The following is a 13507-nucleotide window of genomic DNA, read 5'->3' as shown; positions in this document are numbered from 1 at the left end:
TTATACACCACTGCTACACTTGAGATAATATGACAGGGTCTGAAAACGTGCATGTGCCAGACGAGTGGAAAAGGCTTATTGCTCACGAGTTTGATAAGCCATATTTTACAGAGCTTGCCGAGAAGGTGCGCGAGGAGTATCTTGCGCGCTCGGTCTTCCCTCCTCCTCAGCAAGTCTTTCGCGCGTTTGAGCTCTGCGAACCGCAAGATGTCCGCGTCGTTATCCTCGGGCAAGACCCATACCACACACCGGGCGTTGCCGACGGCCTCGCGTTCTCGACTCACTCTGAGAACCGAGTGCCACCCTCGCTTCAAAATATATTTAAAGAAATCGAGTCTGAATACCACAAAGACTGCAACAAAGACCCGAATCTCACCCGCTGGGAGAAACAAGGAGTACTACTCCTCAATGCGTCGCTCTCTGTACGCAGTGGCGAGGCAAACTCACACGCAGAGTACGGCTGGCATACATTTACCGACGCGGTTATCTCGGCACTCTCTGAGAACTACGAGCACATTGTCTTCTTGCTCTGGGGTGCATTTGCCGGGCAAAAGCAGTGGCTTATCGATGGCACGAAGCATCTCGTCCTCACCTCGCCACACCCCTCCCCCCTCTCCGCACACCGTGGATTCTTTGGCAACAACCACTTTACCCTCTCCAACGAATACTTAAAGAAGTACGGCCGCGGCAAAATCGACTGGTGCTCGTAACTCTTAAATGGCTTTTTCTGCTTTCAGTTTTTCATATTTCTGTTCCTTGCCGCGGTTGTATTCGCCCACTGAGCCATCTGACTTGATAACACGATGACAGGGAATGTTAGGGTCATAGTTTGCCTTCATAATACTCCCCACCTTGCGATACGCGCGGGGTGAGCCGGCACGGAAAGCGACTTCTTTGTACGAGAGCGTCTCCCCTTTTGGAATATTTCGAACGATGTCTAGTACTCTCTTTGTAAACATAACTTTCTAAAACAGTGAATCGGTTTTGACGTCTTCGCTCGTGTCATTGGGCTCCTTTGCCTTTCTTACTGTAATAGGCTTTTCTTCAGTCTTCTTTGCGCCAACCTGCCCCGTGTGCACTTTCAAGAGCTTTTTACCGGCAACTTCGCGGTATGGGCAGTAATCACATTCTTTTCCGATTGCGGGAATTGTATTGCTCTCAAGACACGCCTTAATCTCGCGGAGTACCGGCTCAATCCACGTGTCCTTGCCGGTGTATGGAAGGAGCTTGATCTCAAACTCGAGCTTCCCGTCAAATTGATCGACGTCGGTGCGTCCGTTCACGTAGACAAAATAGCCGGTGTCGGAGACTTTGAAACCATTTTGCCTGAAAAGCCACTGATACACTTCCATCTGCCGTTTGTAACCATCCTGCCATTCTGCATCGAGATTCACGTCACCATTCTTGCTCGTTGCTTTGTAGTCGACAATGATAAGTTCTCCGTCTGGCGAGACCCACACGTCATCAATTGCTCCAGAAACTGTAAGTCCGGTTGGCTCGTGGAGAAACTCAGCGCCTTTGAAGTTGTCGCGCCAAAGATCGATGTCTTTGTGCTGGAATGGCACTGCGTCAATCCCGTACTCTTCCATGAATGGGTGTGGGGTCTTGTTCTTGCGGTGAATATCAAACTCTTTCTTTAAGAGTGTGTCGACTGCGATGTTGAGGTTGAGTGGGTATCCGGGTGGACGCTTCGTACCAAGCTTGTTATCAAGCCAAAAGCAGCGAGGACACTCCATAAAGAGGTCTATCTTCGAGCGAGAAAGACGCCACTTCCTACCGCCGTAATTCCAGTCAGCTCCTCGGTCCGGATTATAAAATGCTCCCATAGTTGCTCTTAGTATAGCACAAAGAAAAAAGGGCTCGTCAGAATTGACGAGCCCTTTTGGTGTCTAAACTCGTGGTTCTCCTTTTTGTTGCTCGCGCTCAAGGCGTACACGTCGGTGCGTATCAGCGATACGACCAAACCACTCCTCAAGATTCCAGAGGAGCGAGAAGATGAGAACAGTGATGATTGTCGTGAAGATCGCAACCGCATAGAGCTCATAGGCGACCGCAAGACCGATACCCGCCGCGACCCAGAGCCCGGCGGCCGTGGTAAGCCCTTGGAGCTTGTTGTCATGGAAAATGATAAGTCCGGTGCCAAGGAAACCGATACCAGTGATGATCCCCGCAGCAACACGCATTGGGTCGAAAGTAACGAGCCCAAGATACTGCGAAGTTACCTGGACTGAGATAACTGCAAAGAGACATGCTGCGAGCGAAACAAGCGCGTACGTGCGCATACCTGCACGTTTGTTCGCAAAGACTGAGCGCTCAGTCCCTAAAAGCACACCAAGAACGACCGCAAGAAGGATCTTCCCGAAGATGATAAAGGTTGAGCTAAAGAATATCGGCTCCATGTGTCAGATATTACTGAACAATAAAAGTACTGAGAACTGGTTGGTTCCCGTCCTGAAGGAATGGAAAATCCTCATCAAGGTTAAACTCGCGGTCGCCGTTGTCTCGATAGAGTACTGCACGATACAGAGTCCCCGGCTCTGTCGCACGCAAAAGATCAACAACTCCACTGTGTTCACCAGCATCAAACCGGGCAGCACCAAGCGCATTACCGATCTCGCTCGCGGTTCCTTCATGAATCACCACCCACCCATCTTCCGAAAGTATCGCTGTATCAATGAACACCTGTGTGCCGGGGCGTTGGTCTGGAACCACTATCGCTTTATTATCAATATTCGCGCCAGAGAAGATGTTCTCTGGAGGTGTGTCTAGATCATCGAGAGCTTGTTCTCCCTCAACGTCAACCATTGATGTAGTTGGAGCAAGAGCCTCTTGAGTCGCCACCCACATCCATGACACAAAGACACCGACAAACGCCCCTGCAATGAATGTAAAGACGAGCTTCTGGTTCTCTTTTGATGGTAAGAATTGCATACGCAGATATCTACTTATATGTTCCATTCTACACTTTCTCGCAGGACTGACACAAGGTTGACGCCTCCTCAAGGAGTACGGGTATTTTTTTCTCTGAGATACCGTATCTGACCAACTCGCCCGAGTGTTCTTTTATGTCACGACACAAGACAAGGTTGTGCTCAAGCAAGATTCGCTTCTCCCTGCTTGAGATAGACGGGAGGCAAGTTACCGGATGGAGACCGGCACCAATGATCCTCGCGTGCAGATTGCCATCTTTATGCGGATAACTCCATGATATCATCGAGAGTCCGGCACATGTTCCGTAACGCTCGGCGTTACTTGTAAACTTCGTATTGGTGATAAGCACCCCTTCACTAATCGTCACATCCAGCTTCTTATCGTAGACACCAACAAGGTCATCGAATCGCGCTTTTACGTAAAGAGCAGCTTTAAGGTCGGTCTTAATCCCCAGGCGATTGTGAAATTTTATTTCCGCGGCAATGGTCTTGTTGTCTGAAGTGGCAAGCATATCAGTCTCGTGTGATACACAGCGACCTTCAAGAATATCGTTGTTACTCACACGATATCCTTCTGCTTGATACAACTCACCGATGAATGCCTCAAATGGGAAACCACTTGGCCCGAGTGCGAAGACTGCTCTTTTCAACGAATACCTCGCCGTTACTGTGCACGCCTCTTTTTTACGGAGCAAAGAATGAGCTTTCTTGTAAATCTGTGTCGTGCTCATCCTCGACTCAAGCATACCGAGCACCTCAGCGACGATCTCCTCAACATGCTCGTCACTCGCGCCGGCGCGCCGAAGCGAGCGCCGAAGCTTGCCGCTCTGAAACGGCTCCATGCTCCCGTCAGTCTTCTTGATGAGTACTTCTTTCTCCATTGTTTTTAGTCTACCAAGAGATCACACCACCACCAACACACTCTTCCTTGTCGTATATGACAAGCGACTGACCACGCGCAAGTCCGTTCTGCGGTTCCCTGAAATTCACGGTGTCTCCTTTCACCGTGCATGGGTATAACTCTCCGCGATGCCTGAAGCGTGCTGTGTATTCCCTTCCTGCCTCCGGCGCACCGGCGACCCAATGACTATTCTCAAGCACTACATCCTTTTTATTAAATTGTGGGTCGTTTGGATTGTGCGAGACCACGAGTATATTGTCGAGGATACGCTTTTCAACCACATAGTACGGCTTACGCTCAGTATCTGCTTCCGTTATCTCGAAGCCGTGTCGTTGCCCAATGGTATAAATCAACGCACCATGATGTCTACCCACAACCGTGCCGTCCTGTGTAATCACCTCACCAGGTTTTGTATCGATATAATGTGAGAGAAATTCCTCCATATCGACTGGGCCAAGGAAACAAATGCCTTGACTATCTTTCTTCTCAGCAGTCGAGAGTCCGAACTTCTTTGCAAGTTTGCGTACTTCCGGTTTTGTATATTCACCAATAGGAAAACGTACGTGTTTGAGTTCGTCTTGTGAGAGTGTCCAGAGGAAATACGATTGATCTTTCTCTTTATCGACTCCCTGAAGGAGTCGATAGGAGCCACCCCGTTCATCGACACGCGCATAGTGTCCGGTTGCGATAAAGTCAGCTCCTCTTTCTCGCGCAAAATTAAGAAAACTCCCAAACTTCACGTGTTTATTACACATCACGTCCGGGTTTGGTGTCCGTCCTCTGCGGTATTCTTGAATTAAATACTCAGCAACAAATTCTTTGTATTCAGCTTCCGCGTCGAAGGTACAGAAAGGTATACCAAGCCGTACGCACACCCGCATCGCGTCCATTCGCTCACGCTCCCAATTGCACGGTAAGAAATCTGGGTGCCATACCTTAATGAACACACCAACCACATCATATCCGGCTTTCTTGAGAAGGGCAGCAGACACCGAAGAGTCTACACCCCCAGAGACACCGACAAATACTCGCCCTTTTCCTTTCTTCATGCCCCTACTCTATCACAGATACCTCTACGGTAAGTAACGCTCTTTCTTGGATTTATGTTCTTCAAAAGTCTCACTAAAATGAGTTGTTCCGTCTTCATCGGCAAGGTAGTAGAGGTAATTAGTCTCTGCTGGAGTTACTGCTGCGCGAAGTGAATCAAGCCCCGGGTTTGCAATTGGTGTCGGTGGGAACCCTGTGTTCGTGTAAGTGTTGTATGGTGAGTCAATCGCAAGGTCCGAGAGAGAGAGCTCGGCTGTCCCCTTTCCTAATAGGTAGACAAATGAAGCGTCAACTTGCAGTGCCATCCCGATTTTAATACGGTTCCAGAGAGCGCTCGCGATCTTTCGCTTTGTCTCAAGGTCATCCCCCTCAAGCTCGATGATTGATGCCATGGTAACTACCTCATCCAGTGGTTTGCCAAACATCTCTATCTCCTCAGTAAGGATGGCAATACGCCGATTGAAATTCTCTCTCATTGTGCGATATACATCTTGCTCACTAATGTTCGGCAAGAAGTGATACGTGTCGGGGAAGAGATACCCCTCGTCAGCCTGTGCGTATGCGAGAAACAGATCTGCGTCGAAGGTGTCAAGAGACCCGCTAAGTTGTTCGGCAACCAAGGTTGCCGACGCTCCTTCGGGTATGCGGACGACAATCGGTTCAAGGCCGAACTGCCCGAGTGCAATTCGGTACGCAACCCGAAAGACTCCTTCAGGCCTCTCGAAAAAATAGTCTCCGGCATGCGCTCGTTTTTCGCCACCAAGCAGAATCACCGTACTCCTAAAGAGGAGTGGAGAACGTATGACATCACGCTCTTTTAACTGCTGTGCGATCCCTTCAAGGGTTGTACCGCGCTCAATGGTCACAATGTGTCCCGAAGGAAAATTGCGTGGCGCAGTAATCAGCCCTACATAGACAATCAACACACAAAGAAGGACCAAGGATGTTGCTGTGCGCCGAGCAGATGTCCCAAACAAGAAACCACCACACCAAGAGATGACGTTGAGAGAAGATCTTTGAAATTGTGAAAATGCACGCATGTCTAACCGGGAAGATTTGGTGGCGCCTCTCCTTTCGTGGATGAGATTCGCTCAAGGGTCGGAGCCTGAACAACTGAACCGGGGAAATGGAAGATCGTTGCAATTTCCTCAGTATTAAATACAAACCAGGGTGTCTTATATGGCTCATGGAACCACGAGCGTCGACGGTACGCATCAATAATCCATTTGCGGTAATTCTCCTGCTTCTTCCCAAAAATATCCTGCCACGGGTAGCCAAACTCAGTGAACCAACGTGTTGGTGCAATACCGTTTCGATCACTCGCGTTCAGTTGTTTAAGTGATGATGTCAGAGCTGCGATGTTCGATGGGTTGAACGCGTCCTTCTTTGCGATGTAGATACCCCGCATACCCGCATCAAACCCCAGTTTTGAAACACTCCGTTCAAGCGCCTTGATCTTGTCAGTCTGCCCCGGTGTTGGGTTGGGGAATCCGGGGAAATCTCCGGAGGTTTCAGGGCGCGATTCCTCTCGAATCTTTTCTATTTCTTCTTTAGCCTCATCTTTCCAGCTCGTGGTCTCAACAAAAAACACACCTTTCTTATATTTTCGGTCTTCACGGAGTTTGTCTTTATTCATTCGTATCATGAGCTGAAACCAAATCTGCTCATCCGGCCCGATATGACTCAAGAACTCGAAGAATCCTGCCATCGGATCGATCTTATATTCCTCCTTTGGATCCTTATCAAGACCGTAATCAATGTACGTCTTGATCGGATACGCGTCCTTGCCGGTAAGTTTGAAATCACACCCCCATAGACCATACCGATCAGGATGATAACCAAGTTTTTGTGCGTAATCCTCAACTTCGTGTACCTCAACCATTGGATATTGTCCGTAGATCTGCGCCTCAACTACATCTCTGAGAAATGCACGTGTCCAAATAAAGAAGTGGATTCGTCCACCAAGTGAGGCGATCTCAAGCGAATACCAGGGGCGCACCCTACCCTCAATGTAGCGGTTGATGAATGTACCCTCACCCATCCCAATATGAAGGTTGGTGAGCAAGGTCTCCATTGCTTGAGGAGAACGCACCACTTCACGTGGCAATTTGATCTCAAGAAGCACGTGCTTCTGGGAGCTAATAAACTTAGCACGAATATATTCAAGCCAAATCTTCCAAAATGTAACACTGAGTATAATCGGCACCCAGATCGGCGCAGAGAGAAGAAGCAAGCGAGCCGCAGGAGTGAAGGTCATCTCTGCGGGGGTCCAGTAGTAGACAATACCAAGTAAGACAAAAAAAGAGGCGATCACCAGACCGATTGTTGGGATACCAAAATCCTCGAGTATCTTAAAAGGATTGAAACTCATTACTGTAAATCATACCGCAAAAGAGCTGCCTAGAGAACAGCTCTTTGTGGGTTTCGAGGGATTATTTGAACACACTTAGACAAGTGCATATCGCCCATCCTCATCCTTCGTAAATATTGAGGAATCCTGGAGATTTACCAAGACGGTATTGTCTTTTACGTATCGCTCTTTGCGGATACGGTCAAGGATATCTTCTTTGGTGAGTGGTCCATCCTTCTCGAGGATTGCGCGAAGCACGTCTTTTACTACACCACTAGTGTAGCCCCACTCAGAGAGCACATAAAGACCGCGACCAACAAGCACGAACCGCTTGTCCTTGATGAGTTCATTGTGGCAGGTTGCTACGTGTGCCTTTTTGTTAAAGAGTTCTGAGATAGCCTCAGCAACCTCAGTGAAGTGCATCGGTGAACCATGATGTTTGATGGCAAGATACGCAAAATCACGAACACCCTTTGCGCGGACATTCGGCGAAGATGCAAGACCCCACTCACCAAGTGGATTCTTTGCGATAGTCTTCGAGAGTGAGAGCCAACGTTTGAGAATTTCTTCTTGTCGGTATTGCTCGTTAAGGCCTTTAAGTTTTTCCAAGAAATTCGCGATAAGCTGAGATTCGGGAATGAGATCATCGTCTGAAATATTGGTGTAGAGATCCTTAAGTGCTGTGTGTACCTGGTCAGCCAGATCTTTATCAACAAACCAACGAGGTGCGAACTCCGCATCTTCCTTTTTATTATTGAATGTGGTCCCAATCACAAGGAGAAAGTGGAGATGGTTTTGAGTAGCTTTTTCTTTTGAGATCTGCGCAAGAAGTTCATCCTCCGCAACGACACCACCAAGTGCATCAATCAACATTTCAAGTTCTTTGAATGCTGATTCTGATTTTTCAAACACATCTGACCTTTGAATATTCTGGAGCGCGTGATTCTCGATCTGGCGAACGCGCTCTCGAGTGATACCGTACTGCTCACCGATTGATTCGAGTGTCATCTTCTTCGTGCTCTTTCCAAGACCGTATCGACGTATCAAAATATCCCTCGCGCGCTCAGGAAGCGTCGCGAGTAGTTTTTGTGTTACCTGTTTTGGCTTAAATGTGATTTTTGCCATATATCCACCCGTGTATTACTGATATTGCTATGTGAGGAATAGTGTATCCTAATTTTTATCATTTGTCTAGTCTTGCGTCAAGAGTCCTCAAATAACTAAGTTTATCAACTTATCTTTGACATAGACGACCTTCTTTAATTCTCCCTCCCCAAGCCAGCGTGCGAACGCTTTGTCTGCTCGCACCTGATTGAGAACATCTGCTTCAAGAGCTCCAGTAGCGACTTCAGCCACTCCACGTGTCTTCCCGTTTATCTGTACCACCACTGAAGCTATATCAGAGACCAGTTTCTCCTGGTCATACTGCGGCCAAGATTCGAGATGTATTGAGTCTTTCTCACCAAGTTGATGCCAGAGCTCTTCAGTAACATGGGGTGCAAACGGCGCAAAGAGTACGAGAAGTGTCTTGTATTGATCTTCAGTAAGTCCTTCTTCTTCAGCACAGTTCGCACAAATCATCATCTGCGAAATTGCAGTATTGAAATTAAATGTGGCAATATCAGACCCCACCTTCTGGATCGTCTTATGGAAGACAGTCTCAGGAACTGATCCGGTACCGATCTTTTCCTTGAGCTTCCATATGCGTTCAATGAACCGACGTGAGCCGATCGTGTTGTCGGTACTCCACGCGATCGAGTTGCCAAACGGCCCCATAAACATCTCATATACACGAAGCGTGTCAGCACCAACTCTCTCGACGATGTCGTCCGGGTTGATCACATTCCCCCATCGCTTGCTCATCTTCCTCCCATCTTCGGCCTGGATCAGACCGACAGTGTAGAGACGCTTGAATGGCTCTTTGGTTGAGACAACTCCAATGTCGTAGAGAAACTTGTGCCAAAAGCGAGCATAAATAAGGTGCCGTGTTGCATGTTCAACCCCTCCAACATAGACATCGACCTGCCCCCAGTACTTCTCCACGCCTTTCTCTACGAGTGCATGGTCATTGTGCGGGTCCATAAACCTCAAGTAATACCAAGAGGACCCCGCCCACTGCGGCATTGTGTTGGTCTCGCGCGTTCCCGCGCCACCACACGATGGACAGGTTGTATTCACCCACCCTTCAATATTTGCAAGTGGCGACTCCCCTGTGCCGGTTGGCTCATAGTGCTCAACATCGGGAAGAAGCACCGGAAGATCTTCTTCAGGAACCGGGACCGCACCACACGTCTCACAATGAATAATCGGGATCGGCTCCCCCCAGTATCGCTGTCGCGAGAAGACCCAGTCTTGAAGTCGATACGTAACCGTCATCTCACCACCAACCTTTTTGGTGATTGCTTCTTTTGCCTCCTCTGAGTTCATGCCAGAAAAATCACCTGAATCAACAAGCACACCATGACCGGAGTACATCTCAACCCCGGCAAGTTGCCGCTGCCATTCACCAATCTCTGCATGTGTCATGTTCTCGTAGTTGAGCATCGATTCGTTGAGCCATATTATTTCGTGTTGTTCTTGCTCGGTCTCATCTATGGGAACGCGATCTTCGCTCATAAGTTCAAACACGACCGCAGAAGTGTATGCAATTCGATTCTCGTCTTTATGGGCCGCAAAATACTCCGCGCGCGCGCGATTTGGAAGCACCTTTACAAGCTTGAGGTTCGTGAACCCGGTCTCCTCGGCAACCTCGCGCCGCGCAGCATCCTCAACACTCTCTCCCTCCTCAACCCCGCCCATCGGGAAAGTGATCCAATCAAACTTCTTCCATTTCAACGCAAGGTACTTCTCTTCTTTTGGGTAATACACGATTGCATGCACATTTTGACGCTCCTTTGATTCCTTCCCGTTAACGGGCGGATTTCTGTGGTCAATGATGTTTGGTATGACCACCTCTCGTATCGGCAAACGAAACTTCTTCGCGAATTCAAAGTCACGTTCATCGTGCGAAGGAACCGCCATGATCGCACCTGTACCATATCCGGCAAGTACGTAATCGGCTATAAAAACAGGCACCTCTTCACCGTTTGCCGGATTGGTCGCCACAATACCCTCCAGTTTGACCCCGGTCTTCTCCTTTGTTGCGTCGAGTCGATCAAGTTCAGACTTCTTACCGGATACTTCGACATATCGAAGTATCTCTTCCTGGTTTTTTATTCCTGAGCCCTTGTCCTCGAGAAGTTTCGCAACAAGAGCGTGTTCCGGCGCAAGTACCACATATGTTGCACCAAAGAGTGTGTCAGGGCGTGTTGTAAAAACATCTACAGACTCTCCTCCGCTAATACTAAAAGTAATCCGTGCGCCCCGACTCCGCCCGATCCAATTGCGCTGAAGCTCCTTAACCGACTCCGACCACTCGGGAAGCAGCTCGAGGTCATCGAGCATACGATCGGCATAATCAGTTATCTTAAGCACCCACTGCCTAATCGGCTTTTTCTCAATCTCGCTCCCACAACGCTCGCACGCTCCGTCTTCAAGATCTTCGTTCGCGAGACCTGTCAAACACGAAGGGCACCAGTTGATCGGTTCGTACGATTCATATGCGAGACCCTTCTCATGTAATTTTAAGAAGATCCACTGTGTCCATTTGTAATAGTCGGGGTCAGTGGTATTGATTTCTCTATCCCAATCATAATTGAATCCAATATTGCTGAGCTGCTCTCTAAAGCGCGCCACGTTCTTCTCTACCGCAACACGAGGGTGGACTCTGTTCTTCAGAGCATACTGCTCGGCAGGCAAACCAAACGCGTCCCACCCCATTGGGTGAAGCGTGTTGCATCCGGACATACGCTTAAAACGAGAGTACACGTCAGTTGCGATATATCCTTTTGGATGACCAACATGAAGTCCTTCCCCCGACGGGTATGGGAACATATCAAGAACGTAGCATTTCTCTTTCTTTGAATCTTCTCCGGTGTGATACAGACCGTCTTCAGCCCACTTCTTCTGCCACTTCTTCTCTATCCCTGTATGGTCGTACTCTCTCATGGGTTAACGCTAGCGCAACTCTTTAATAAGAGGAAATTTGTCTGGATCAATGGTGCGCATAAAGCACTCCTCACCAATTCCGTGCTTCCAATACTCGTCACCTCGATCGTACATAAGACCAATATGAACCACTGAATACTCAGACGACTCAACATAATCTCTACTCTCAGTCTTGAAGTTTGCACAGAGCGAGAAAGTGAGTTCGTCACCGGGTATATATCCATACGCATCCTTGGTCTCCGGGTCAGTCGGAATGACAAAACCGGTAAGTGGATCCTCAAGTTCACTTAGAGACTCAGGCAAACGTTCTTTTTGCTGATAGAAATTCACGATCTGCCACTGGACCGAATTGAGGTCCCTTACACGCTCCTGATCAAAGCGCATAAGACGCTGTGTCTGTGGTGAGCCCATGATAAAGAATCCAGAAACAATTACTCCGAGCACACAGAGCGATACAAAAGCCCCAACGTTTTTTGAGAGACTTTCATTGTGCTCCCACACTCCCTTGAGGTCATTCCAGTAGTAGAGGAAAGTACCGCCAATCACCACAATGATTGAAAGTATTTTAAGAAGGAATCCTATCGTTAGCTCTTCACCACCGAGATAGGTATTGATGAGCACAATAAGGTCGACAACAATCGTCGCCCCGGCCACAAAGAGCGTGAAGTAGAGCAACCATCTACGCACCCAGAGTTCCTTTTTCTCGGGGTTTTTGCGCATGTCGTTGTTGAGGGTCCGTGTGAAGTAGAGGTAAAGCGGAAAGATGATAATAAGAGATGCAATCGCAAAGCGAATGACGCCAGAGTACGGATCAACATAGGTATCAAGCTTATCCTCAAATAACCTATCGATATACTGGAAGATGAGCGTGAGTAAACTCACCGCACTTATATAAAGCGTGACGATAGCTCCCACCCAGAGAAAGAAATCTTTTGGCGTCACTTTGGCTTGTGTCTCATTCATGATGATCAAATATTATTATCCGGTAAAGATATTCCCAATCGTACAACAAAAACACCACTCCGTAAATCACTCTCCGAACAGATGAAGAGAAAGAATATCCATATTCTGAAGAGACTGTTAAATGCGAAACTCAATCACATCGCCATCCTCGACAATATACTGCTTCCCTTCAGTACCTACCCAGCCTTTCTCACGAGCTGACGCATAGGATCCGGCTTCTATAAGTTTGTTGTATGCCACCACATCAGCACGAATGAACTTATCGCGAAAATCGGTGTGAATAGCCGCACCCGCCTCCGGTGCTGAGCTGTCACGCTTCACTGTCCAGGCTCGCGTTTCGTCTTCGCCGGTGGTGAAGAACGTGACAAGGTCAAGTAGTGTGTAGCTCGCACGAATAAAGTTCGAGATACCATCCTCAACCACACCAAACTCTCGCAAGAACTCAGCCCGATCATCCTCTGAGACATCCTTGAGCTCTTGCTCGATACCAGCGTCCACCACAACATATTGCGCACCCGAGCGCTCGACAAAGTCCACCAGACACCGCCATCTTTCATTATTTTCCTCATCAATATTAAGCGCGTTCGCTTTTTTGTTGAGAACATAGAGTATCGGCTTCATGGTGAGTAAGTGAAGCCCCTTCACTACCTCAGCTTCTTTTTCATCAAGCTCAGCCTGTCGTGCCAACTCTCCCGCCTCGAGTGTTTGTGCAATCTTTCTAAGTGTCCCTTGCTCAAAGAGCGCGCTCTTCTCGCCGCGCTTCGATTCACGCTCAACAGACTCCAGTCGTTTCCCGACTGTCTGCATATCAGCAAGGATAAGCTCAAGGTTAATGACCTCAATATCGTCAACCGGCTCGATACCGCCGTGCACGTGGGTAATATCGGCGTCTTCAAAGAGACGCACGACATGCGCAATCGCGTCCACTTCGCGGATATTCGAGAGGAACTTATTGCCAAGCCCCTCACCGGCAGCGGCCCCCCTCACAAGACCTGCAATATCGACAAATTCAATCGCGGTTGGAATGGTCTTTTTTGAGTGTGAGAGTTCGGTAAGACGATTAAGGCGCTGGTCAGGCACCGCGACAACACCAACCGACGGGTCGATGGTGCAAAAAGGGAAATTCTCCGCCGGCACTGAGCGCTTAGTGAGTGCATTAAACAATGTTGACTTGCCCACATTTGGCAAGCCAACGATACCAATAGAGAGTGACATATATTTGAATCGAAAATTATGGGAGCAACTATACCACCCAAACGCGCTTATGAG

At 48.5% G+C, this 13507-nt stretch carries 13 protein-coding genes and 1 pseudogene; 1 reads left to right on the top strand and 13 read right to left on the bottom strand.

The genetic code is table 11. The annotated features are described in order from the left end of the window. Positions 1–29 precede the first annotated feature (29 nt). Entirely contained in the window at positions 30–710 is a 681-nt protein-coding gene (ung, locus tag OQJ98_02035; protein ID MCW9054737.1) for a uracil-DNA glycosylase, read from the top strand. A gap of 3 nt (positions 711–713) precedes the next feature. On the opposite strand, the gene OQJ98_02030 is transcribed toward ung, so the two are convergent. The 13 genes and pseudogenes from OQJ98_02030 to ychF form a co-directional block, all read right to left on the bottom strand. Then, on the bottom strand, positions 714–959 hold the full coding sequence (locus OQJ98_02030) for an MGMT family protein (protein MCW9054736.1): 246 nt from the start codon (positions 957–959) through the stop codon (positions 714–716). A 6-nt stretch (positions 960–965) separates the two neighbouring features. Continuing rightward, positions 966–1826 carry a PD-(D/E)XK nuclease family protein gene (locus OQJ98_02025; protein ID MCW9054735.1) on the bottom strand — a complete coding sequence of 287 codons (861 nt, stop codon included), beginning with the start codon at positions 1824–1826 and terminating at the stop codon, positions 966–968. A 63-nt stretch (positions 1827–1889) separates the two neighbouring features. Continuing rightward, on the bottom strand, positions 1890–2399 hold the full coding sequence (locus tag OQJ98_02020) for an MgtC/SapB family protein (GenBank protein MCW9054734.1): 510 nt from the start codon (positions 2397–2399) through the stop codon (positions 1890–1892). A gap of 10 nt (positions 2400–2409) precedes the next feature. Further along, on the bottom strand, positions 2410–2931 hold the full coding sequence (locus OQJ98_02015) for a hypothetical protein (GenBank protein MCW9054733.1): 522 nt from the start codon (positions 2929–2931) through the stop codon (positions 2410–2412). Between the two features lie 28 nt (positions 2932–2959). Next, positions 2960–3811: an ATP cone domain-containing protein gene (locus OQJ98_02010; protein ID MCW9054732.1), complete on the bottom strand. Its 852-nt coding sequence runs from the start codon at positions 3809–3811 to the stop codon at positions 2960–2962. A 10-nt stretch (positions 3812–3821) separates the two neighbouring features. After that, positions 3822–4880 carry a tRNA 2-thiouridine(34) synthase MnmA gene (mnmA, locus tag OQJ98_02005; protein ID MCW9054731.1) on the bottom strand — a complete coding sequence of 353 codons (1059 nt, stop codon included), beginning with the start codon at positions 4878–4880 and terminating at the stop codon, positions 3822–3824. 24 nt (positions 4881–4904) lie between these two features. Continuing rightward, entirely contained in the window at positions 4905–5918 is a 1014-nt protein-coding gene (gene mltG / locus OQJ98_02000; GenBank protein MCW9054730.1) for an endolytic transglycosylase MltG, read from the bottom strand. A gap of 2 nt (positions 5919–5920) precedes the next feature. Continuing rightward, entirely contained in the window at positions 5921–7249 is a 1329-nt protein-coding gene (locus OQJ98_01995; protein ID MCW9054729.1) for a hypothetical protein, read from the bottom strand. A 75-nt stretch (positions 7250–7324) separates the two neighbouring features. Continuing rightward, complete coding sequence (locus OQJ98_01990; protein ID MCW9054728.1) at positions 7325–8353, bottom strand: hypothetical protein; 1029 nt, start codon at positions 8351–8353, stop codon at positions 7325–7327. An 87-nt stretch (positions 8354–8440) separates the two neighbouring features. Further along, entirely contained in the window at positions 8441–10108 is a 1668-nt protein-coding gene (locus OQJ98_01985; protein MCW9054727.1) for a class I tRNA ligase family protein, read from the bottom strand. 60 nt (positions 10109–10168) lie between these two features. After that, a pseudogene (locus tag OQJ98_01980) lies at positions 10169–11275 on the bottom strand (class I tRNA ligase family protein). Positions 11276–11284: 9 nt separating this feature from the next. Continuing rightward, positions 11285–12238 (bottom strand): DUF5671 domain-containing protein, encoded by a 954-nt coding sequence (locus tag OQJ98_01975; GenBank protein MCW9054726.1) that lies wholly within the window; start codon positions 12236–12238, stop codon positions 11285–11287. Between the two features lie 117 nt (positions 12239–12355). Then, on the bottom strand, positions 12356–13453 hold the full coding sequence (gene ychF / locus OQJ98_01970) for a redox-regulated ATPase YchF (GenBank protein MCW9054725.1): 1098 nt from the start codon (positions 13451–13453) through the stop codon (positions 12356–12358). Positions 13454–13507: the final 54 nt, after the last annotated feature.

It is taken from the genome of Candidatus Paceibacterota bacterium, assembly GCA_026195275.1.
Classification (GTDB): domain Bacteria; phylum Patescibacteriota; class Minisyncoccia; order Phycocordibacterales; family JABMNX01; genus JABMNX01.
Note: the sequence above shows the minus strand (reverse complement) of the source record. Positions and strands in the feature narration are given on the sequence as shown.